Consider the following 24,170-nt stretch of genomic DNA (forward strand, 5'->3'; position numbering starts at 1 on the left):
TGTTGTTTTCTAAAACAGGAAAAAGCGACCACCGGAAGCTCTTTTGCTGAGCAATAGAAACCACTAGGTAAGAAGGCAACTAGCAGTGGTAGATGGATTACGGCTCCAAAATAAATAAGATTTGTTGGTGATTTGATGATTAAAATTGTAACTTTAAATAAATAGATAATATGAATAAATTACTGATTATGGGGTTGTTTTTAAGTTTATTTGGTTGTGCAACTATTCCTAAAAAAGCAGAAGCAGTAAAAGGATTTAATGCTGACCAATATTTAGGAAAATGGTATGAAATAGCACGCTTTGATTTTCGTTTTGAAAAGAACCTAAACAATACGACAGCAGAATACTCTAAAAATGAGGACGGAACGATTAAGGTCATCAACAAAGGCTATAACTATGTCAAAAAAGAATGGACCTCAGCTGAAGGGAAAGCAAAGTTTGTGAAAGATGCTGAAACAGCAATGTTAAAAGTATCCTTCTTTGGACCGTTTTATTCTGGATACAATGTGATTGAATTGGATAAAGATTACCAATATGCATTAGTGGCTGGAGAAAGTTTGAAATATTTATGGATTTTGTCGAGAACGCCAAGCCTTCCCAACAAAATTAAAGAAAAGTATATTCAAAAGGCACGAGAAATTGGGTATAAAACTGAGAATTTGGTGTGGGTGAGTCACGACGGTAATTGAATTGTGAACTATGTACTTTCTCAATAGGGTGTATCGTTTTGGTTATTCACGATTTACTCCATTCAAATGTTTCGGAAATGATGATTCGTGAACTAACTGTTTTCGTAGAGAAATTGTTTACTTTTGCAAGATGAAATATATTTTTATTCTATTTTTTACAGTTTCAACGCTTGCTTTTGCTCAAGATGAAACCTTATCTATCGTTTCTTATAACCTTTTAAATTTTCCAGATGGAAGAGATGATTGTGGATACAACACTGTCGTTCCTAATCGTGCAGATACTTTAAAGAAAATTACAGATTATTTGCAACCCGATATTTTTGTTGCTTGCGAGGTGCAAACTCAAGCGGGAGTTGATGCTGTTTTAAATGATGCGTTAAACGGAAATGGAAATACAAACTATGCTGCTGCGCTTTTTAGTGGAAGTGGGTATTTGCACAACGCGATGTTTTACAATACCGATAAACTTGTGCTAAAAGAACAGCATGTGGTTGTAAGTTCGCCTCGTGATATTGACCATTATGTTTTGTATTTGAAAGATCCAAATTTGAGTGTTTTTTATGATACTACATTCATTGAGGTTTTTATGATGCATTTAAAGGCAGGAAATTCAACTTCAAGTGAAGCACAAAGAGAAACACAAACCCAGGTATTAATGGATTATATTGCTACACGACCAACAGATAGAAATATTTTTGTGGGTGGAGATATGAATGTATACAGTTCTAACGATGACGGGTATAAAAATCTAACATCTGGTCCTTTTGCTTTGAAAGATCCGATTAATATGCCTGGAGATTGGAACAATACATCTTCTTACTCTGAAATCCATACGCAATCTACAAGGTTGAGCCAAAATTATGACTGTGGCTCAAAAGGGGGGATGGATGATCGCTTTGATCAAATTTTAGTTTCTCAAAACGTGATGAACAACACTGATAATATTGAATATCAAACAGGAAGCTACCGTGCTGTAGGAAATGATGGAAATCATTATAATTCGAATTTGATGTCGGGTTCGAATAGTATGTATCCACGAAATGTTGTTCGTGCTTTGTACTATATGTCTGATCATTTACCTGTAGAGTTGAAGGTTGATGTTACTTATCCAACCGAAAATGGTTTGGCTTTGGTTCCTTCACAAGAGAAAGTTTCGTGTAATGGTGGTTCAGACGGTGAAGCTTCGATAACACCTAATTTAGGACAAGCGCCTTATACTTATTTATGGGATGCCAATGCCAACAACCAAACAACAGCAACGGCGACTAATTTATCTGCAGGAACGTATTGTGTAACGGTAACTGATGATCTAGGAGAGACAGATGCTTATTGTGTAACTGTTAGTCAGCCAGAAGCGCTTATGGTAAATTCTTTCGTTGCTCCTGACCCTAATGGAAATTGTGATGGAAGCATTCAGTTAATTGTTGCAGGCGGAGTTTCACCGTATAGTTATGCATGGACTCAGCTTTCAGGAAACAATCAAGCCTTAGCCACAGATTTATGTGCTGGGACTTATGAAGTTGTTGTTACTGATGCAGCTGGTTGCGAATTTGTTATTGAAAAAACGGTAAATGGAACCACAGGGATATCAGTTGAGAAAAATGAAAAAATTAGACTTTATCCAAATCCGGTACAGGATAAGTTGACTATCCAAACGGATAAACAAATCAGTGATATACGAATAATGAGTGTCTTAGGAAAAGAAATGCAGATTCAATACACAGAAATTGAGGAAGGCTTGTATGAACTAAATACCCGTTCTTTAGCGGCAGGAACATATATTGTATTGATGGAAATTGACCGTGTAATGAGCAGTTTTCGTATTGTTATTCAGTAGCCAGCGTAAAATTGATTTACCACAAATTATTAACCAACAAAAAAGCGAGAAACAATTAAGTTTCCCGCTTTTTTTAATGTATAATATTGATTGTCATTATAAATGAATCACTTCATCATAAGCAGCCGCAGCCGCTTCCATAACAGCCTCTGACATTGTTGGGTGAGGGTGAACTGTTTTAATCAATTCTTCACCTGTTGTTTCAAGTTTTCTAACTGCAACTAATTCAGCAATCATTTCCGTTACGTTCATTCCAATCATGTGACCACCTAATAACTCTCCATATTTGGCGTCAAAAATCAATTTAACGAATCCTTCGTTTGCTCCAGCAGCACTTGCTTTACCAGAAGCTGAGAAAGGGAATTTTCCGATTTTCAATTCATATCCAGCTTCTTTTGCTTGTTCTTCGGTATATCCTACAGAAGATATTTCAGGAGATGCATACGTACATCCTGGAATATTGTTGTAGTCTAAAGGCTCTGGGTTGTGTCCAGCAATTTTCTCAACACAAAGAATCCCTTCAGCACTTGCTACGTGAGCTAATGCTTGTCCAGGAACACAATCTCCAATCGCATAGTAACCTGGTATGTTTGTTTGGTAGTAGTCATTCACTAAGATTTTACCTTTATCTGTAGCAATTCCTACGTCCTCAAGTCCAATTCCTTCAATGTTTGCTTCAATACCAACTGCAGACAATACCACATCGCATTCAATGGTTTCTTCTCCTTTTTTGGTTTTCACGTGAGCTGTACATTTACCGCTTTTTACGTCAACTTTCTCAACTGAAGAACTCGTCATTACTTTAATGCCTTGTTTTTTCAAGCTTTTAGTTAACTCTTTCGATACATCTTTATCTTCAACAGGAACAATTCTATCTTGGAATTCAACAACTGTTACATCGGTTCCTAATGAGTTGTAAAAATAAGCGAACTCAATTCCGATCGCTCCAGAACCTACAACGACCATTTTCTTAGGTTGTTTTTCTAAAGACATTGCTTCTCTATATCCAATAATGTTTTTTCCGTCTTGTGGAAGATTTGGCAATTGACGAGAACGAGCTCCTGTGGCTATAATTACACCTTTCGATGCAGCGTAAGTTTCCTTTTTACCTTTGTCATCAGTAACTTCTACTTTCTTTCCAGCGATCACTTTACCGAATCCGTTGATGACATCAATTTTGTTCTTCTTCATTAAGAATTGAACACCTTTACTCATTCCTTCGGCTACACCACGACTTCTTTTGATTACTTTTCCGAAATCTGCTTTGGCTTCTTTAACAGAAATACCATAATCTTCTGCATGATTCAAGTAATCAAATACATTAGCACTTTTTAGTAAAGCTTTCGTAGGAATACATCCCCAGTTCAAACAAACTCCACCAAGAGATTCTTTTTCAACTACAGCTGTTTTTAATCCCAACTGTGAAGCGCGGATTGCGGTAACATATCCGCCTGGTCCACTTCCAACAACAATAATATCGTAACTCATATTCTTAGATTTTTCAAATTTCGTAGTGCGAATTTAATGATTTAAGCCTTAAAAAGCGGATAATGATGCAGAATTTTTAAACATCAAATAAGAAAGCCTAATAAAAATGTTTGTCTTCCTTTTAATTAAAAGAAAAGCCCTGTTGTAAATTAACAGACCTTATCCATATTTTATGTAAGGATCAAATCTTAACACGCAGTATTCACCGCTTTTTGTGATCAATGCAAAAAAACCAAATATTCAATCATTTACATTGTTTGTTTAACCCGGATTATTCATGCATTTAATTTTAAATCTATTCTAGGCACAAGACCTAAAGTAATATATGTATATTTCGCGGGGCTTGTAACGACGAATAGATCAAAATTAAATCAAAATCTTACAAATACACAAATACCCAAAAATGGGTTTCTCAAATTTTACAGGAAATACAGTTAAAATACTGACTTACAAATGTTAATATTCTTAAACTTTAAGATTGGTGAATAATTCGGGTTAAAATCATTTACATACCCAAATTTGGGGTACTGCTTGCGATTGTCTTTGTGCATTTATTATGCGGATAACTTATTGTAATGCAAATGTATAACTATAAAGTTAAACATCTTGTATCTAAACAAAGCTAATCGCATGAACCGAGCCCGCGAGCTCAACGACTAAAGGAGTTAATGATTCTATCTAACAAATTGACTAAGTTACTAAAATCAGCTATTTTATATCACAAAAGCCCCGCTACTTTAGAATACAGGTAATATTTTGATTCACGATTTTTTTTGTCATCATTTTTGTATTGCTACGCGACAAAAATGCCGCCAAAAAGAATTATACCGATATTTATAGCCCCGCGTTGCGCTTTGCTTACACGGGGCTATAATTACTTGACACCTTCAGCGTCAGGTGTAATTCAATCTAAAAAATTCGACTTAGTCGATGAAGTTAGCTATTTTATGTTACAAAAGACCCTGTCTTGGAATACGGGTTAATTGATAATCAATCGCGCGGAATTAACATTGTTCTTTATGACAATTTGACTAAGTTACTAAAATCAGCTATTTTATATCACAAAAGCCCCGCTACTTTAGAATACAGGTAATATTTTGAGTCACGATTTTTTTTGTCATCATTTTTGTTTTGCTACGCGACAAAAATGCCGCCAAAAAGAATTATACCGATATTTATAGCCCCGCGTTGCGCTTCGCTTACACGGGGCTATAATTACTTGACACCTTCAGCGTCAGGTGTAATTCAATCTAAAAAATTCGACTTAGTCGATGAAGTTAGCTATTTTATGTTACAAAAGACCCTGTCTTGGAATACGGGTTAATTGATAATCAATCGCGCGGAATTAACATTGTTCTTGGTGACAATTAAAACGGTGTAAACACCATTACTGAAATCTTTTGTGTTTACGTTAATTGTTTGCATTCCTTTTTTAAATTCTTTATTGCTGACAAACTTTTCTTTTCCGAGTGCGTCAATAATTTTAACTTCATATTTAGCATCAGTTGGAAACGCAAAGGCAATTGCTACTTTTTCATTTGCAGGATTTGGGATTAACTGAATAGTTTCTGTTTCACTGTTTCTTTGAACTGTTTTAATGTCTGTATACTCTGTATTCCCATCCATATCTACAATTCCTAATTTATAGTAGGATACGCCAAGCAATGGACGTTCATCTTTAAATTGATAGTGTAAAGTCTGATTTGAATTTCCTGCACCTTTAACTTTTTCCAGCATTTTAAATTCTTTTCCGTCCTGTGAACGATACACTTGAAAATAATCATTATCTGTTTCCGTCTCTGTGGTCCATTCGAGGAGCACACTTTTACCCAGATTCTCCACATTAAACGCTGTGAGAGAAACTGCTAAAGGACATTGGATTTGAAATTGTGCAGTTCTTACCGTTCCACAAGCATCTGTTACGTTTGCTGTAACTGTTTGCCCGTTGTAAGGGTAGGGTGGAATAGAGATAGTTGGCGTGGAGGCACCAGTACTCCATGAATAAGAATAACCTGGAACACCATACTCTGGTGTAGGGTCGAGGGTAACGTTTCCGCCTGAACAGCTGACTGGTGCAATAGTTGCGTTACCATTTCCTGTTAGTGGGTTTCCGAGGGTTTCTAAAGTGCGGCCTTGAACGCGAACCGCCCATCCATCAACAACAATGTTTGATTCGTAAGAGTTATTTGAAGGATTAAATTGCTGACATAAACATTGAGAATAATTATTAGTTCCTGTTATGTTAAAATCGAATGACATGATCTGGTCGTTGCATGAGGGAGGGTAGCATGTTACCATTTGTTCTTCTCCGATATTAAAAGGGAGAGTTGGGCTCCAAGGTCCAGGATCATCACATCCAGAACATAACCAACCATATACTGTACTCCCAGATATACCTCCACCTACAGGAGTTTCTGATCCACAACTAGAGGTTATCCATACATTGGCATCTGACAACCAACCTTGATAAAGTGCACTTTGACACACCCGGCCTGTATGCAGCTCCCACTGTGTTGAAAAATCAGTAGGGGTGGCTCCACCAGGAAAGATGAGGGATAAACTTCTTGAACAATAGTAGGGGATTTGTTCAATAGAGAACTTATTACCTAAAGCAGAAAACCAACCGTACTCTACTGTTGGGTCAATAGAAACGGGATAGGTTAAAGTATCGTTATTGAGCACTTTTTCATCAATTTGTGTAATGATTTGATGATTGCTATTATTGATTGTATAAGGAAGGTGAAAAGTATGTGATCTGTTTGCAGAATTATCGTAAACAACTGTGGAACTATAGATGTAGTCAGGCTGTTCAATTGATCCACCTACACCAATACTTCCATAGTATGAGTTATCTATAGTGTCTCCTTTAAAGAAGTTTAAATTTAATTCTTGTTCCTCAAATGATAATTGATCAATAAGTTGAGCAGATGATATATTGGGCATTTTTTCTTTGACTTTAAATGTACTCTTTATTCTACTTTGCTTATATACAATTTCTAAATCCATATTCGGAAAAACATTCGTAATATAAATACCTTCATTACCAATTGTCCTATCGTCCCAATTGGCATTAAAAACTTCAGAACTGCCATCTAGATAGAGCACGTGTAACTTAAAGTTGTTAAAATACAAGGTGTTTTCATCTCCTTTAATACCAGTTTTTAGATTGTGAACATCTAAAATTGTAGGATGGTTTTGATTCTTAGCTATATATATGCCCTCGCTATCTTTGTATAAATATGGATTTATCGCACGTAGAAAACCATCTTTTTCATAATGTAATGGGACATTGGATTTTGTGATATAAAACTTATTAGGATTATCAATACTCCTAAAAAACCTTGACGTTTCAGTTCTTTTGTCCAAAACCTCAAAATACCCTTCAAATTCGTCTTTAGGAAGAACACCAAAATCAGGGTGATTTGAATAATCCATTTGGTTATACTTTGCCGCTATATCTTTAGGGTAAGTACTTTGTTCATTTATTGTTGTTAAATTAGGTTTAGCTTTTTCTAAAGCTTCGGTGCTACTTTGATTAAATCCTGTTGCAAAAAAGCAACAAGTAATGAGTAGTGTAAGTATTTTTTCCATGTTATAGTTGTCTGTTAATTATCAATCAGTCTATTTTTGTCTCTACAACTGCAAAGTTACAATTAATAACGATGAATAATGTGTTTTGGTTGCTTAATGACTAATTTAAATAGATTTAAGTTAACATAATTACTGGCTGAAGTTTTAAAATCAATAACCTGTACTTTTATTAACAAACCGTTATGCGTATTTAGGCAATACTTCTATATTTAGTATTGTGTTCAAAAAGAAAAAGTAGTTTAAATTTCTTATTTTTGTTACTGAAGATAAAATACAGTTATGAAATTTACTTTTGACATTAAATCACCACAACAACAATACATACAAATTACCGCTGAAATAAAAGCAACAGGAAGTGAAACCACCTTGTTTTTTCCGGCGTGGCGACCTGGAAGGTATGAATTAGGAGATTTTGCGAAAAACGTTAACCATTTTCAAATTCACAATGGTGATGGAAAGTCATTAGAATACAAAAAAGAGAATAAAAATACGTGGACGGTTAAAACGGAAGGCTGTCAAACGTTTACTGTCAAATATAGTTATTATGCAACAGAAATGAACGCAGGTTCAACATTTTTGGATGCTTCTCAGTTGTATGTCAATCCTGTAAATTGCTGTGTTTTTACAGATGAAGAATACAATGATCCAATCACCGTTCAATTAAATATTCCAGAGACTTGGGAGATTGCCCATTCGTTAAAAGTGGAGGATAATTCCTTTACTGCTAAAGGATACGATGAATTAGTAGATAATCCATTTATTTGTTCTTCAAACCTTCAAAAATCAAGTTATGAAGTAGAAGGTACAACTTTTTACGTTTGGTTCAACGGAGTTGTAAAACCCGATTGGGAGCGATTGATTACAGATTTTACTGCCTTCACAAAAACACAAATCAAAAGGTTTTTAAAATTCCCTACGGATGAATATCATTTCTTTTTTCAAATTTTACCTTATAAAACATATCATGGCGTAGAACATTCTAAATCAACAGTAATAACACTTGGTCCAAGTTACGCCGTGTTTGAAGAGTTGTATAAAGAACTTTTAGGCGTAAGTTCACATGAGTTATACCACACTTGGAACGTTAAATCGATTCGACCAATAGAAATGGTGCCCTATAATTTTAAAAAAGAGAATTATACTGAACTAGGTTACATTGCTGAAGGGGTGACGACCTACATGGGAGATTTGATGCTTTTTAAAAGTGGTGTATTTACAATCGAACAGTATTTAAAAGAACTAGATGCTCAAATTCAAAAACACATGGATAATTTCGGACGTTTTAATTATTCTGTAGCAGCTTCTTCCTATGATACGTGGTTGGATGGATACACTCCTGGTGCTCCTGGAAGAAAAGTATCAATTTATACAGAAGGTTGTTTGTTGGCTTTTATTGTCGATATTTATTTATTGAAAAATACTGCGAATAAACGTGGTCTTGACGATGTTATGCGTAGTCTATATTATAATTTTGGTTCGCTAGGTAAGGGAATCACCGAAAAAGATTACCAAGCAGCAATTGAAAACATTGCGGGAGTTTCTATGCAGTGGTTTTTTGATGACTATGTTCATGGAACTAAATCTTATTCAACATTGTTAGTTGATTGTTTCGAATATATCGGTATTGCATTTGAAAATGAACCTGTAAAAGATGAGGTAGCAGCATATTTAGGTGCAAAAACCTTAAAAACACTAGAGAAAACTGTTATAAAAGCCTTGTATCCTGGAGGTCCACTGGATGTTGCTGGAGCAATGATTGAAGATGAAATTGTTGCTATTAATGGAATGGCCATCAAAAATAATGTAAACCGTTGGGCAAAGTTCTTTAGAACTGATGACAAAGAGATAACAATTAATAGAAAGGGAGAGATTATTCAATTGCATATCCCAGAATCGCATCGTCCATATTATCAACGTTATTTTTTAAGATTAATTGATGCACCAGACAAGAATCAAATCCACGCTTTTGATGAATGGAGGGATGCTGCTTTAGGTGAGCGAACGGTTAGAAATAGAAATTCCTCAAAATAGCGCATATTCTTTGTGGCACATATTCTTTTCGGTAAAAACAAGCTAATTGTCTAGAAGTTTATTGGTCTGTTTTTGTTGGTTTGTTGTTGAAAATAGGATGCGCGCTGAATTCTCGACAAGAATTAACCCGGATTATTAACTTCGTTGAGCTCGCAAGCTCGGTTCATGAGATTATTTTGTATTTTAGATGAGATTCGTGATTTGATGATAATAGTGCTCTATATCAATAAATTACAATTGAAATATAAAATCAAAAGAATCCAAACATTAAGGACAGATACCCAAATTTGGGGTAGTTTTATACGATACAAAACCAGGTTAGTTATTTTAAAATCAGACAATTAGTTATTAAAAATAAGAAATGTGCTGAACCGAGCTTGCGAGCTCAACGAAGTTAATAATATGGGTTAAATGTCGTAATATTTTCAGTAAGCAAGGATTGTATTTAGCGTAGCTCTATAAATAAACTTCTATTCCTACATTAAATCCAATAGCAAAAGGTTTTCTGATAAAATCACCTTGTTTGGAAAAGTTATTGTTTAATTGTCGTCGACCTTCAACCATAAAGAAAACTCCGTAATGAGGGGAGAATTTAATTTGAGTTCCTATTTGCGCAGCCACATCTATTAAGAAAAATTGATAAGGATCTCTAATTATGTTTTCTTGTGTTTCTTCGTTATCAAAATCATCTAATGTTGTTGTTTCATTTTTCATAGATAAAAACGCTTTGGGAATGATTCCAATCCCTCCATAAAAAGAAATGTCTTCGCCATAACTATAAGCTACGTTTATAGGGAATGAAATATGTCTATAGGTATTTGTATATCTAAAAATAGAATCTTTTTGAGTGTAGTCATAGTGCACTCTGTTGCTGGAATAACCAATACCAATGGCCAGTTTTATGTGTTTACTTAATTTCGTTCTTACTCCAGCATTGAAACCAGTAGTCCATTTACCAATTTCACTTTCCCGGTAGCCTAAAGGTTTGCCAAAAATCCCTTCGTTTTGCTCTAATGTGCGGTAGGTAAAGGCAGGATTAACGCCAAAGTACAATTCAGTTCCTGATTTTTGAATAGGTTTTACTTCTTTTGTTTTCTGTTCCTTCTTTTTTTTCTCGGGTTCCTTTTGCTCTGGCGTAATGATTTGAGCATTGTATAAATTTGGAATTAATAATAAAATAAATATTGCTGCTTTTTTCACCATAATTTTGTCGAATTGGAATTGAAAAATGAAAAATTCAATTATATTTAGCTAATTAAAGCATAATTTTAAAAATAAACTGAGAAAAACGATAATATGTCATCCAAAAAAGAAAAAAAGAAGAAGTCGGTATTTAAGAAAATTCTAAAAATTACAGGAATTACTTTTGTCTTATTGCTAGTTGCATTATTCTTAATTCCAATCTTTTTTAAAGATCAATTAAAAGAAATTGCCCTGGCTGAAGCCAATAAAATGTTAAAAGCTGATGTCGCGGTTGGCGATTTTGACTTAACGATCATTTCATCGTTTCCAAAAATGAAATTGACGTTTGAAGATGTTTCCGTAACAGGAAGAGATGATTTCGAAGGGATTCAATTAGTTGATATTTCTTCTTTCGAAGCCAAACTTGACTTTTGGAGTGTAATCAATATGGAGGATATTTCTGTTCGCTCTGTAAGTTTAATTGAGCCTTATGTGCATGTTAAGGTACTTGAAAATGGATTGGCCAATTATGATATTATGAAATCATCCGAAGAAATGGCTGAGGAAGGAACAGACACAACCTCAACTCCGTTTAAGTTCTCTTTAGAATATTATGAAATTAAGGAAGGGAATATCATTTATGATGACCGATTATCACCTATGTATGCTGAGTTAGTTAATTTAAACCACTCTGGTAGTGGAGATATGACAGCGGATGTTATCGATTTTGAGACAGATACAAAAATGGATGAACTTACATTTAAAATGGACGGATTGTCCTATTTATCTAAGGTTAAAACAGCATTAGATATGGATATTCTTATGGAGTTTACCGAAAAGAGTAGTAAGTTCACACTAAAGGAAAATGAGTTAAGTCTAAATGCTTTAACACTTGCTTTTGATGGTTTTTACGAAATGCTTGAAGGTTATGATGACATGGATATTCAATTAGCTGCATCCAATACAAGTTTTAAAGATTTACTGTCTTTGGTACCTGCATTCTATCATACAGGTTATGAAAGTATGGTTGCAAAAGGAAGTTTGAGCTTGAATGGATTTGTAAAAGGTCAAATGGATGCAGAAAAATTACCTGCTTGGGATTTTGGCGCTAAGGTAAATGGTGCCTCAATCGCTTATCCTGATATGCCTGCAAATATTAATAATGTTAATATTATAGCTGGATCTAAATTTCCTGGAGGAGCTAATCTTGATGCAATGACTATCGATGTAGACCAGTTGAAAGCTTCTTTTGTTGGAAATACAATTGATGCAAATTTTTACTTGAAGAATCCCATGACAGATCCTTACATGAAATCTAAAGTTCACATGGACGTAGATTTGGCAACTATTGGACAGGTTTATCCCTTAGCAGAAGGCGAGACTTATAATGGGAAGTTAACCTCAGACTTGTCAATTGATGGTCGCATGTCAACCCTTGAAAAAGAAGAATACGATCAATTCAATGCAGAAGGGAGTTTAAGATTGCAAGACATGCATTATGCATCTGAAGATTTACCTGCCGCAGTAGATATTAAGAATCTACTATTTGAATTTTCACCGCAACAACTAAAATTGGCAGAATTAAAAGCCAATATGGGTAAAAGTGATTTTTCGATGGATGGAGAAGTTAAAAACTATATGGCTTATATCTTTGATGAAGGAGATTTACAAGGTGTTTTTAATTATCATTCTAATTTATTAGATGTTGATGAAATTATGCCGCCTACAGAATCAAGTACAGAGTCGGGAAGTACCTCAGAAGAGGTTGAAACAACAGAAAATACAACAGTAGAGGAGACGGAACCTTTGTTGATTCCAGAGAAAATCGATTTTGTGTTAAATACATCCATAGATAAAATCATTTATGACGGAATGGATATAAATGATCTTTCTGGGAACGTAATTATAAAAAACCAAGAAGCAATTCTCGAAGGTTTAAACATGAATACTTTGGGTGGTTCTGTGACTTTAGATGGTAAATATAATACACAAAATAAGGCTGTTCCAAAAATGGATTTTAGTTATAGCATAAAGAGTTTAAATATTCAAAGTCTTGCTGAGAACTTTGTTACAATCGAAAAGCTAGCGCCAGTTGCTAAATATGCTAAAGGAACAATTTCATCTGATTTTAAGATGACAACAAGCTTGAAGCCATCTTTTGAGCCGATATATAACACATTAGCAGGAGATGGAACATTGTTCTCAAATCAAGTAGTCATAGAAGGATTTGAACCACTCAAAAAATTAGGAGATGCTTTAGAAATTCAAAAGTTAAAAAAACAAACGTTTGATAATTTAAGAGCAAGCTTTGAATTTGAAGAAGGAAAGGTTAAGGTAAAGCCATTCGACATTAAAATGGGTAAGATTAAAACAAATGTTAGTGGTACAACCTCTTTTGAACAAGATATTGATTACACCCTTCAAATGAATATTCCTAAGGAAGAAATTCCTGGAGAAATTCTTAAAATTGCTGAAAAAGCAATCGCAAAAGCAAAAAACATCCCTGGTTTTAACATGAAGGAGCTACCTGCTAATATTCCAATTACAGCCTTGTTGACCAATACAATTACAGATCCTAAGGTTAAAACCAATTTAAAAGAAAAATTACTTGAACTTGGTGGTGACATCAAGGGTGGAGTAGAAGATTTTGTGGATGATAAAATTGAAGAGGCTAAAGACAGTGTAAAAGCTGTAGTTGATGAAAAAGTAGATGAAGCAAAAAAAGAATTAGAAAAGAAAAAACAAGAGTTGTTAGACGCAGCACAAAAAGAGGCGGATAAAATTAAAGCAGAAGGGAAAAAACTTGCAGATAAGACTAGAGCACAAGCAGAAAAAAGTGCACAAAAAACAATCGATGATGCTGGAAATAATCCCCTTCGTAAAAAGGCGGCGGAAGTTGCTGCAAAGAAAATCCGTGAAAAAGGAGAGGAGTCTGCGCAAGAAATTGAAAGAGAAGCGAATCAACGTGCCAATAACTACATGGATAAGGCCAGAGAACGTGCCGATAATTTAGGAAAATAAATTTGAATAATGAAATGCAAATCAGGAGGTTTTTAGCCTCCTATTGCTTTTTAATAGGTTTGTAAAACCATCAATAGACAAACATTATTATTTTAGCATTCCATTATTGAAAAAAATACAAAAAAAGTGATAGATCAAATTAAATTTGGAACAGATGGCTGGAGAGCCGTTATTGGAGATAAATATACAGTTAATAATGTTGCTAGAGTAGCTGCAGGAACGGCTTTATGGGTGAAAAAACAATCAAATGAACCTGTAATAGTGATAGGTCACGACTGTCGTTTTAATGGTAAACTATTTATGGAAACAGCCATAAAGGTATATTTACATTATGGGATAAAAGTTTTTTATGCGGATGGATTTGTTTCAACACCTATGGTGTCAATGGGCGCGAAAAAGTATGATGCAAATATTGGCGTCGTTTTAACAGCTTCACACAATCCACCTTCCTACGGAGGATATAAGCTGAAATCAAATTTTGGAGGGCCTTTACTTCCCGATAAAATTCAAGAGGTAGAAGACCTAATTCCTGAGCATGTTGCTCCTGAAATCATGAGTTATGATTTGGATGTTGCCTTAAAAGAAAAGCAATTGGTTCAAATTGATTTAGAAACCGAATATATTGATGCCGTAAAAAAGAACTTTGATGTTGAGTCAATTGAAAAATCAGGTCTTAATTTAGCATTTGATGCAATGTATGGTTCAGGACAGAATGTTCTCAAACCATTATTTCCGAACATGCATTTTTTACATTGCGAACATAATCCAGGTTTTAAAGGTCAGGCACCAGAACCTATTGCCAAAAATTTAAAAGAACTAGAGGCTTTTATTAAAAAGAATGGTTCCATTGATGCTGCGTTAGCAACAGATGGTGATGCAGATCGTATTGGATTATTTGGAAAAGAAGGAGAATTTATAGATTCACACCACATTATTCTTTTATTGATTCATTATATGGTCAAATACAAAAAGATGACTGGAAAGGTAATTACGGCATTTAGTTGTTCTCCTAAAATTGCTAAAATGTGTGAACATTATGGTTTGGCACATAAAACAGTGAAGATTGGATTTAAGCATATTGCAGGATATATGATTGAAGAGGATGTTTTACTTGGTGGTGAAGAGTCTGGTGGTATTGCTACAAAAGGTCATATTCCGGAAAGAGATGGGATTTGGATGGGAATGATTATATGGGAATTCATGGCGAAATCTGGTAAATCTTTAGCGTCCTTAATTGATGAGGTGTATGAAATTGTTGGTGCATTCAAATTTGAACGAAGTGACCTACATATTGATGAGGTATTAAAACAAGAAATTATAAATAACTGTAAAGACAATGTTTACACTTCTTTCGGAAATTATAAAGTAGAAAAGGTGGAAACCATTGATGGATTTAAATTTTACTTGCCAAACGACGCTTGGGTAATGATTCGTCCGTCAGGTACAGAACCTGTACTAAGAATTTATGCAGAAGCACATGATTTAGAGGAGGTGAGGAAAATTCTAAAAACTACCGAATCAACAATTACCCAAAAATAGAACATTATTAGATGGCTGGTAATACCATAGGACATACTTTTAGACTTACTACTTTTGGCGAATCTCATGGAGAAGCCATTGGTGGAATTATTGATGGTGTGCCTTCTAACTTTTCGTTAGATTTAGACGCTGTTCAATTGGAGTTGGATCGAAGACGACCAGGACAATCAGATATCGTTACACAACGAAAAGAATCAGATACAGTTCGCTTTTTATCGGGTGTATTTGAAAATAAAACAACTGGGGCTCCCATTGGTTTTGTAATTGAAAATGAAAACCAAAAATCAAAAGATTACAGTCATATTCAAGATGTTTATCGACCATCACATGCCGATTTTACCTATGATAAAAAATATGGACATCGCGATTATCGTGGCGGCGGACGATCAAGTGCACGAGAAACTGCGTGCAGGGTTGTAGCAGGAGCGATAGCCAAACAGTTTTTAAGTCATTATGGTATATCAATCCATGCATTTGTGTCGCAAATAGGTCCAATCCGATTATCGGGAGATTTGATAAAGATAAGCTTACCAGAAAAGGAAAATAAAGTACGTTGCCCAGATGAGAAAAAAGCCGCTGAAATGATCACATATCTTAAAGAGATTCGAAAGGCAGGCGATACTATTGGGGGTGTCGTTTTTTCTAAAATTACTGGTGTACCTGTTGGGCTTGGAGCACCTGTTTTCGATAAATTACATGCAGACTTAGGTAAAGCTATGCTTTCTATTAATGCAGTGAAAGGATTTGAGTATGGTTCTGGATTTTCAGGTGTTGAAATGAAAGGAAGTGAACATAATGATGTTTTTCAATCCAATGAAAAGACTGTAACAAATTTTAGTGGTGGAATTCAAGGTGGAATTTCAAATGGTGAACCAATTTATTTCCGTGTTGCTTTCAAACCTGTGGCTACGATTATGCAAGACCAAACATCCATCAATAAGCACGGAAAGAATGTTACGGTGCAAGGCAAAGGAAGACACGATCCTTGTGTTGTCCCAAGAGCTGTTCCAATTGTAGAAGCAATGGCCGCTATAACAGTATTTGACCATGTCTTACGACACAAAACAACACAAATCTAATTTATGTCAAACAAGAACAAAAAGAAAAAACTGGCCCTGCATTGGAAGATTCTCATTGGAATGGGAGCGGGAGTATTGTTTAGTTTAATACTCTTAATGACGCCTTGGGGAAGTGCAATGACAACAATTTCTGTAGCAGGAGAAGAGATACCGATTTCCAACGCAGAATTATTTGTTCGACACTGGATTAAGCCATTTGGAAGTATGTTTATAAATGCTTTAAAATTGATCGCTGTTCCGCTAATTCTGGCTTCCTTAATAAAAGGCGTTTCCGATTTAAAAGATATATCCAAGCTTTCAAAAATGGGACTGAGAACAATTTTAACCTACTTAGCCACAACTATTATAGCGGTATCTATTGGACTTATCATCGTAAATATAATTCAGCCTGGAAAAACCATCACTTCAGAGACCCGAGAAAATCTAATAGAAAACTACAGTGGTGAAGCTGGAAAAAGTATTGATAGCGCTGCAAAACAGAAAGAGAATGGGCCATTAAGAGCTTTAGAAGATTTAATTCCCGACAATATCTTCAATGCTGCTTCGGATAATGGAAATATGCTGCAAGTAATTGTTTTTGCTATATTTTTCGGAATTGGACTCATTTTAATACCTAAAGATAAGTCAGGGCCTGTAAAAGCATTTTTTGATGGTTTTAATGAAGTGATTTTAAAATTAATTGACTTAATTATGCTTGCTGCACCAATCGGAGTATTTGCTTTATTAGCTGGTTTGGTAGTAGAATCACCAAGTAAAGATTTATTTATTGCCTTGCTTTGGTACGCAATATGTGTTATTTCAGGCTTATTATTAATGATTCTTATTTATACATTTATTGTTTTCCTTTTTACGAAAAGAACACCTGCTAATTTTTTAAAAGGAATTTCACCAGCCCAACTTTTGGCGTTCAGCACGAGTAGTTCTGCTGCGACTTTACCAGTTACAATGGAAAGAGTAGAAGAGCACCTCGGTGTAAAAGAAGAAGTAACGAGCTTTGTACTACCAATTGGTGCCACAATAAACATGGATGGAACCAGTTTGTATCAGGCTGTGGCGGCTATTTTTATTGCGCAAGCCTTCGGAATGGATTTGGATTTATATGCTCAACTGGGAATTATTGCCACTGCTACCTTAGCAAGTATTGGCTCAGCAGCTGTTCCAGGCGCAGGAATGGTGATGTTAGTGATTGTTTTAGCACAAGCCGGTATTCCAGAAGCAGGATTAGCCTTGATTTTCGCCATTGATAGACCTTTGGATATGTTGCGAACAACTGTAAATGTAACAGGTGATGCCGCAGTATCCATGTTGATTGCAAAATCAGTAGATAAACTTGGAGATCCCCAAGTTAAAGATTGGGATGATTATTATGGGAAATCAGCACACAATTGATTCTGTATTTATTTATCGTTGAATCACTTTGACTGAATAGATTTGATGTTTTTCCTTAGGTTTTATTAAAATCAAAAACAATATTATATTCGTGTGTGAAAGCCACTGACATCCGACATAAACTTTTCGATTTTTCTTTAGCCTTTAGCTATTCAGTGTTATAGCTTGTTTTTCGATTCTAAGGGCTTAGATTTGAGGAGAAGTCTGTTCGTGGCATTTGGGATTCCATCCCGAGGGCTCGGGATGGAATTGCATTTCTTTGAAAAAACAACCGAAGCGCAGTGAGCTCATGAAGACCTTAAAAGGGTAATAAGACTGAATAAAAAGGCATAAGAAATGGAGCGAAACTTTTATTTTTACAGTAAAAGCTTTTAATCGGACTGTAGTGTTCAAAAAAACATGATGAACAGACTTGTTTTAAGTGAAAAAGAAATCGTTTTTTACTTACATTATCCGGCTAACAAATAACTAGCTTAAATTGTTGATAACCCCGTTGAAAAACCTTTAAATTCCCCTTATTTATAGCTGTTAATTTCGTATCTTTGTTAAGTCTTGAATTTTCGAGATTAATGATTACATTTTTAATTTATTTGTAAACAAATGAGTGAAGAAGAAAAAAAAAGAGAGGATTACTCAGCGGATAATATTCAGATATTAGAAGGTCTCGAGGCGGTAAGAAAACGTCCAGCCATGTATATTGGAGACGTTGGAGTTAAGGGGTTACACCATTTGGTGTACGAGGTTATTGATAACTCCATTGATGAAGCAATGGGTGGTTATTGTGATACCATTAGAGTAACAATCAACGAAGGTAATTCTATTACAATAGAAGATAATGGACGTGGTATTCCAACGGCTATTCATACCAAAGAAAATAAGTCAGCACTTGAAATTGTTATGACTGTACTTCACGCTGGAGGAAAGTTTGACAAAGATACATATAAGGTTTCAGGAGGATTACACGGTGTTGGTGTATCGTGTGTGAATGCTTTATCATCAGATTTATCAGCTGTTGTACATAGAGATGGTAAGATATTTCAACAAGAATATAAAATTGGTATTCCTCAATACGAGGTAAAGGAAATTGGTACATCTGATAAAACAGGAACCATTGTAACTTTCTCTCCAGATCCAACAATTTTTGAAGATGTAAATTACAATTACGATACCCTAAGGGCACGTATGCGAGAGTTGGCATTTTTAAATAAAGGAATAACCATTACAATTTCTGATTTAAGAGAAGATTCTAAGGATGAAGAAGGAAAATCACCATCTGAAGTATTTCATTCTGAAGGTGGATTAAAGGAGTTCGTTAAGTTTTTAGATAAATCTAGAGAACCTTTAATTGAAGAAATTATTTACATGGAAGGCGAAAAAGATGGTATACCCGTTGAAGTAGCTATGATGTACAATAATTCGTACACAGAAAACATTCTGGCGTATGTAAATAACATTAATACCCACGAAGGTGGTACTCACCTTTCTGGATTCCGTCGTGGTTTAACGCATACTTTGAAGAAATATGCCGATGAATCTGGAATGTTGGCCAAAGAAAAAATTGAAATTGCTGGTGATGACTTCCGTGAAGGGTTAACTGCAATTATTTCTATTAAAGTAGCAGAACCTCAATTTGAAGGACAAACCAAAACGAAGTTAGGAAATAGAGAGATTCAAGCGCCAGTTTCACAAGCGGTTACTCAAATGTTGACCAACTATTTGGAGGAACATCCTAATGACGCAAAAAAATCGTTGAAAAAATAATCATTGCTGCTCGTGCTCGAAATGCTGCACGTAAGGCACGTGAAATGGTACAACGTAAGAGCGTTATGTCTGGAAGTGGTCTTCCAGGTAAGTTAGCCGATTGTTCTGAAAAAGATCCCGCAGTTTGTGAAGTATTCCTTGTAGAGGGAGATTCGGCAGGTGGAACTGCAAAGCAAGGTCGTGACAGAAATTTCCAAGCGATTATGCCTTTACGTGGTAAGATTTTGAACGTTGAGAAAGCAATGCAGCATAAAATCTTTGAAAACGAAGAAATCAAAAATATCTATACAGCACTTGGGGTAAGAGTAGGAACTGAAGAAGATTCGAAAGCCTTAAACACTGAGAAATTAAGATATCACAAGATCGTAATCATGTGTGATGCCGACGTCGATGGGGCGCACATTGAGACTTTGATTTTGACTTTCTTCTTTAGATACATGAAAGAGTTGATCGAACAAGGTTATGTTTATATTGCTACACCACCTCTTTATTTATTGAAGAGAGGAGCAAAATTTGAATATGCTTGGGATGATGATCAAAGAGATGCGATTATCGATAAGTTACGTGGAAACGCACCAAGAACATCAGTTGGAATTCAACGATATAAAGGTCTTGGAGAGATGAATGCAGAGCAACTTTGGGATACAACAATGAATCCAGAAGCAAGAATGTTGCGTCAAGTAACAATTGACAACGCAGCTGAAGCAGATCAGATTTTCTCTATGTTAATGGGAGACGATGTTCCGCCACGTAGAGATTTCATCGAAAGAAATGCAAAATATGCAACGATTGATACTTAATTTATAATTGAGATTCACGATAATATAAATGCCGTATTCGAAAGAGTACGGCATTTTTTCTTTTTAGGATTAACTCATTTTGATTTTTTAGAAACACATTGATAGTAAGTGCTGAAGAAAAGATCCTTCCCTTAGAAAAATATGATTTTTTAATTTCCTAAGGATTTTTTTAACTGTAATAACAGGTGGAATTTTGATTACTAATGTAATAGCGGGTTTTGCAATGTGGTTTAATTAGCTTTCCTATTATGTTTTAATTAGATTGTTATCCTGATATGCAAACCGTCCCTATAATATTCATCTCCCAACAAATTCCATGATCTTTTCTATCACGACTTCTTCTTTCTCTAAATGCGGTGCATGTCCACAATCATCAATGAAAAATCCTTCTGCATTTTCTAACAATTCCACAATTCCATTTACTTGTTGATCAGTTCCGTATTGATCGTCATCTCCTTGTAAAATTAAAGCAGGAACAGCGTTTCCTTTGATGTCTTCAGAAATATTCCAATTCTTGAAATCAGCTTGTTGCCATGTTTTGGCCCATGCAAAGAATAAACGTTCAGTTTTTGCGCCATGATAAAACTCAAGTCCTTTCAGTTTCTTATTTTCCCAAGCATCTATTGCAGGCTGAATTCCAGCTCTTGTCTCTTTTTCATTGATGTAGTGCGCTGCCATCGTAACAATTGCCTTAACTTGTTTGGGAAACTTCGAACTGTAGAGTAGAGCATTTGTTCCGCCATCCGAATGCCCAACAATGTACATTGGATTTTTTAATTCAATGGATTTTAGGAAAGCAGGGAGGTATTCTAAAGCAAATTCATGTAAATATTTGGCGTCTCTTTTTTTGTCTTCCTTTTCACTAAATCCGTATCCAGGAAACTCTATAGCAATACCTGGTAAATCTAGTTTTTCGCATAGATTTTTCGGGAAATCTTTCCATTGAGCAATAGATCCAATGGCTTCATGTAGGAAAAGAACAATGGGCTGATTTTCATCTTTAATGTCACCAATAACTTCATAAGCCATTTCACCGAATGGAGTAGGCGTCCACTTATAATTAAAACTGTTCAATTGAATTGTAATGTGCCTACTAATATGTTTTGGCTTGATAAATCCCAATGGATGAATCATGTGAGGAACTTCAAAGTAGCGACTATTTTTAATGTTTTCGCAAATTAAAAGCGTTTCTTCTTTACTCACCATTTTGTCTCTTCCGCCGCGTGTCATGCTAACTGGAACAGAAATTTGTTTAACGCTTTCAGGAGTAAGCAATGGATTAGCTCCCAAAGTAGTCATGAATGAAGTAGTTTTATGCAATAGTTCGGACAAATACTCACCATGTAAATCAAGGAGATACTCGTAGAAGCCTTTGACTTTAGTGGAAAGAAAATCTATGTTTAAACCAGCCGTTTCTTTTTTTGCACTTTCTGGAGTCCAATCCAATTTTGTTCCTTGGGTTATAATTCCTTTAATGTTTTTGGCATTGACCTGTGCTGCAGCCAAAGCGATATATCCACCCAAACTAAAGCCATAAATTGAAGCAGGACCAAATTTTTCCATGAAATCAATAAAATCTACAACTAAAGCCGACATTTCAAAATCAACATCGCTGTCTTTTTTGTTTCCGTGATGGGGAATTTCATAAGGAATAACTTCAATGTTCTTGTTTAACGAAGGAATTATAGCATCAAATTCTTTTTGACTTCCTAATGCTCCATGAATAACGACTAACTTTTCCATATTTTTAGAAATGAAAAAAGCCCAATATTATCGGGCTTTCAAATTATCAATTGAGGGGATTTATTTTATACGCTCAACGTATTCTCCTTTTTCAGTGTTAACTTTAACTTTTTCTCCTGTATCAATAAACAAAGGAACTCTAATTTCCGCTCCCGTATCTATTGTAGCCGGTTTCATTGTATTTGTTGCTGTATCTCCTTTAATTCCAGGCTCAGTGTAAGTGATTTCTGCCTCAATGTACATCGGCAAATCTACAAGCAGAGGATTTTCTTCTTCAGCATGAAAAGTTACATCACAAATCATTCCCTCACGCAAATACAAAGGATTTTCAATCATGTGACTTGGAATCAAAACTTGCTCGTAGTTGTCTGTATTCATAAAATGATACCCAGTTCCTTCCTCTTCATAAAGGTATTGATATTGCCTTTTTTCAATTCTAACTACATCAATTTTATGACCCGCAGAAAAGGTATGATCTAAAGTCTTTCCCGATTCAATCTCCTTAAGTTTTGTTCTCACAAAAGCAGGACCTTTTCCTGGTTTAACATGTTGAAATTCTGTGATTGTGGACAATTTTCCATTTAAGTTAATGCAAAGTCCGTTTCTTATATCTGAAGTATTTGCCATAATTAATTTTTATTGGTTCCCAAAGATACAAACAATTGTTTAATTAAGAATCCTTAGCTCATTACGAATCCTTATAGAATTACGAATGATTTAATTACGAATTGGAGAACCACTCGATTCTAAATTAGGAAATGTTTGGATTATGAATTATCAATGCCCAATAAAAAAAGGCTTAAGAACATCTTAAGCCTTTTTTTGCATTAATTAAAACTATGTTTAAACTCGAAGAAAAATTTCATTTAAAGGTTTTCTTACTTTTTTGGCATATTGTGCCTGATCTTCTTCATGTCGATAGCCGATAGCCAATAAAACACTTGCGTTTAGTCCTTTTTCATTAAGTCCAAGTAACTCATTCACATCAGAAGGGTCGAATCCTTCCATTGGCGTGCTGTCAACCTTTAATTCGGCACATGCATTCAACGCGTTAGCCAAAGCAATATACGTTTGTTTTTGTGTCCAGTAAAACATTTCCTCATCCGATTTCTCTTTGAGTTTACCTTTAACGAACGCTCCATACCCAGCTATTTCCTCAAGTGGAACTTCACGAATATCAGACTTCAATTGAGTTGAATCATCAACATCTTTATTTGTGTTTCTGATTTTACTACAGAAAATGAATAAATGCGAAGCATCTACAATCTGTGAATGATTCCAACAAAGAGGCTTTAATGCTTCTCTAATTTCAGGAGTTTTAACTTCTAAAACCAAATAAGGCTGTTGTCCGTAGGAAGAAGCAGAAAGTTGAACCGCCTTTTTAATTTGCGCTATCTTGTCTGCTGATACTTTCTTTGTGGCATCAAATTTCTTTGTAGCATATCGCCATTTGAGATTTTCTATGAGTTGCATTTCCACTTAAGCCTCTTTTGTAAATTGAATATCTACAACTAATTTGACTTTGTCAGAAACAACCACACTTCCGGCTTCTGTCACAGCACTCCAAGTTAAGTTGAAGTCTTTTCTATTGATTTGACCTGTGATTTCAAACCCAGCTTTGGTTTGTCCATAAGGATCTACTACAACTCCGTTAAAATCAGCATCCAAAACAACCTCCTTCGTTACGTCTCTTAAAGTTAGATCACCTACGATTTTCTCTCCATCAAAAGATTTTGAAACAAACTTCATTTCTGGATATTCTTCCGAATTAAAAAAGTCATCTGATTTTAAGTGTGCATCTCTGTCTTTATTTTTGGTATTGATAGATGCTGTTTTAGCACTAAATTCAAACTTTGCATTTTTAAAATCATCTCCATCAGTAGTGGCTTTAGCTTGAAATTCTTCAAAGTGTCCTGTTACTGTTGAGATCATCATGTGTTTTACTTTAAACGCAATCTCTGAATGTGCGTTATCTACTGTCCAATTTGTTGTGTTACTCATTTTATTTTGTTTTTTATTG

14 protein-coding genes and 1 pseudogene are annotated in these 24,170 nt (G+C 35.1%); 8 read left to right on the plus strand and 7 right to left on the minus strand.

Annotated features, from left to right (window positions below; translation table 11 throughout):
* Nucleotides 1-170: 170 nt before the first annotated feature.
* The gene (locus CW751_RS10105) at nt 171-689 is read left to right on the plus strand and encodes a lipocalin family protein (RefSeq protein ID WP_101334886.1); all 519 of its coding nucleotides are present in this window, start codon (nt 171-173) and stop codon (nt 687-689) included.
* Nucleotides 690-819: 130 nt separating this feature from the next.
* A complete protein-coding gene (locus tag CW751_RS10110) occupies nt 820-2,526 on the plus strand; it encodes a T9SS type A sorting domain-containing protein (RefSeq protein ID WP_101334887.1) in 1,707 nt (568 codons plus the stop codon).
* Nucleotides 2,527-2,622: 96 nt separating this feature from the next.
* On the opposite strand, the gene lpdA is transcribed toward CW751_RS10110, so the two are convergent.
* On the minus strand, nt 2,623-4,014 hold the full coding sequence (lpdA, locus tag CW751_RS10115; protein ID WP_101334888.1) for a dihydrolipoyl dehydrogenase: 1,392 nt from the start codon (nt 4,012-4,014) through the stop codon (nt 2,623-2,625).
* Nucleotides 4,015-5,334: 1,320 nt separating this feature from the next.
* Complete coding sequence (locus CW751_RS10120; RefSeq protein WP_101334889.1) at nt 5,335-7,605, minus strand: T9SS type A sorting domain-containing protein; 2,271 nt, start codon at nt 7,603-7,605, stop codon at nt 5,335-5,337.
* A gap of 279 nt (nt 7,606-7,884) precedes the next feature.
* Between CW751_RS10120 and CW751_RS10125 the strand changes: the two genes are divergently transcribed.
* Nucleotides 7,885-9,636 carry a M61 family metallopeptidase gene (locus CW751_RS10125; protein WP_101334890.1) on the plus strand — a complete coding sequence of 584 codons (1,752 nt, stop codon included), beginning with the start codon at nt 7,885-7,887 and terminating at the stop codon, nt 9,634-9,636.
* Between the two features lie 456 nt (nt 9,637-10,092).
* Here the strand turns inward: CW751_RS10125 and CW751_RS10130 are convergent, their stop codons facing one another.
* Complete coding sequence (locus CW751_RS10130; RefSeq protein ID WP_101334891.1) at nt 10,093-10,839, minus strand: outer membrane beta-barrel protein; 747 nt, start codon at nt 10,837-10,839, stop codon at nt 10,093-10,095.
* Nucleotides 10,840-10,932: 93 nt separating this feature from the next.
* On the opposite strand from CW751_RS10130, the gene CW751_RS10135 reads away from it, so the two are divergent.
* From CW751_RS10135 to gyrB, 5 genes and pseudogenes are all read left to right on the plus strand, one after another.
* Nucleotides 10,933-13,839 (plus strand): AsmA-like C-terminal region-containing protein, encoded by a 2,907-nt coding sequence (locus CW751_RS10135; RefSeq protein ID WP_101334892.1) that lies wholly within the window; start codon nt 10,933-10,935, stop codon nt 13,837-13,839.
* 126 nt (nt 13,840-13,965) lie between these two features.
* Nucleotides 13,966-15,378, plus strand: a complete 1,413-nt coding sequence (locus CW751_RS10140; RefSeq protein ID WP_240612564.1) for a phosphohexomutase domain-containing protein — start codon at nt 13,966-13,968, stop codon at nt 15,376-15,378.
* A gap of 11 nt (nt 15,379-15,389) precedes the next feature.
* Nucleotides 15,390-16,457 (plus strand): chorismate synthase, encoded by a 1,068-nt coding sequence (gene aroC, locus CW751_RS10145; RefSeq protein ID WP_101334893.1) that lies wholly within the window; start codon nt 15,390-15,392, stop codon nt 16,455-16,457.
* Nucleotides 16,458-16,460: 3 nt separating this feature from the next.
* On the plus strand, nt 16,461-17,846 hold the full coding sequence (locus CW751_RS10150; RefSeq protein WP_101334894.1) for a dicarboxylate/amino acid:cation symporter: 1,386 nt from the start codon (nt 16,461-16,463) through the stop codon (nt 17,844-17,846).
* Between the two features lie 600 nt (nt 17,847-18,446).
* Nucleotides 18,447-20,407: pseudogene (gene gyrB, locus CW751_RS10155) on the plus strand (DNA topoisomerase (ATP-hydrolyzing) subunit B).
* A 297-nt stretch (nt 20,408-20,704) separates the two neighbouring features.
* Here gyrB and CW751_RS10160 read toward each other — a convergent pair.
* The 4 genes from CW751_RS10160 to CW751_RS10175 form a co-directional block, all read right to left on the minus strand.
* Nucleotides 20,705-22,150, minus strand: a complete 1,446-nt coding sequence (locus tag CW751_RS10160) for an alpha/beta fold hydrolase (RefSeq protein WP_101334895.1) — start codon at nt 22,148-22,150, stop codon at nt 20,705-20,707.
* 60 nt (nt 22,151-22,210) lie between these two features.
* A complete protein-coding gene (gene efp / locus CW751_RS10165; protein WP_101334896.1) occupies nt 22,211-22,777 on the minus strand; it encodes an elongation factor P in 567 nt (188 codons plus the stop codon).
* A gap of 216 nt (nt 22,778-22,993) precedes the next feature.
* Nucleotides 22,994-23,623, minus strand: a complete 630-nt coding sequence (locus tag CW751_RS10170) for an NAD(P)H-dependent oxidoreductase (protein WP_101334922.1) — start codon at nt 23,621-23,623, stop codon at nt 22,994-22,996.
* Nucleotides 23,624-23,629: 6 nt separating this feature from the next.
* Entirely contained in the window at nt 23,630-24,151 is a 522-nt protein-coding gene (locus tag CW751_RS10175; RefSeq protein WP_101334897.1) for a YceI family protein, read from the minus strand.
* Nucleotides 24,152-24,170: the final 19 nt, after the last annotated feature.

It is taken from the genome of Brumimicrobium salinarum (assembly GCF_002844555.1).
GTDB classification, from domain to species: Bacteria; Bacteroidota; Bacteroidia; order Flavobacteriales_D; family Crocinitomicaceae; genus Brumimicrobium; species Brumimicrobium salinarum.

Bases quoted from the DNA above. Each gene is read 5' to 3' on its own strand.
- aroC (WP_101334893.1), top strand. From the start codon at position 15,390: ATGGCTGGTAATACCATAGGACATACTTTTAGACTTACTACTTTTGGC.
- CW751_RS10175 (WP_101334897.1), bottom strand. From the start codon at position 24,151: ATGAGTAACACAACAAATTGGACAGTAGATAACGCACATTCAGAGATT.
- CW751_RS10105 (WP_101334886.1), top strand. From the start codon at position 171: ATGAATAAATTACTGATTATGGGGTTGTTTTTAAGTTTATTTGGTTGT.
- CW751_RS10135 (WP_101334892.1), top strand. From the start codon at position 10,933: ATGTCATCCAAAAAAGAAAAAAAGAAGAAGTCGGTATTTAAGAAAATT.
- CW751_RS10110 (WP_101334887.1), top strand. From the start codon at position 820: ATGAAATATATTTTTATTCTATTTTTTACAGTTTCAACGCTTGCTTTT.
- CW751_RS10150 (WP_101334894.1), top strand. From the start codon at position 16,461: ATGTCAAACAAGAACAAAAAGAAAAAACTGGCCCTGCATTGGAAGATT.
- CW751_RS10120 (WP_101334889.1), bottom strand. From the start codon at position 7,605: ATGGAAAAAATACTTACACTACTCATTACTTGTTGCTTTTTTGCAACA.
- CW751_RS10125 (WP_101334890.1), top strand. From the start codon at position 7,885: ATGAAATTTACTTTTGACATTAAATCACCACAACAACAATACATACAA.
- CW751_RS10130 (WP_101334891.1), bottom strand. From the start codon at position 10,839: ATGGTGAAAAAAGCAGCAATATTTATTTTATTATTAATTCCAAATTTA.
- lpdA (WP_101334888.1), bottom strand. From the start codon at position 4,014: ATGAGTTACGATATTATTGTTGTTGGAAGTGGACCAGGCGGATATGTT.
- CW751_RS10170 (WP_101334922.1), bottom strand. From the start codon at position 23,623: ATGCAACTCATAGAAAATCTCAAATGGCGATATGCTACAAAGAAATTT.
- CW751_RS10160 (WP_101334895.1), bottom strand. From the start codon at position 22,150: ATGGAAAAGTTAGTCGTTATTCATGGAGCATTAGGAAGTCAAAAAGAA.
- efp (WP_101334896.1), bottom strand. From the start codon at position 22,777: ATGGCAAATACTTCAGATATAAGAAACGGACTTTGCATTAACTTAAAT.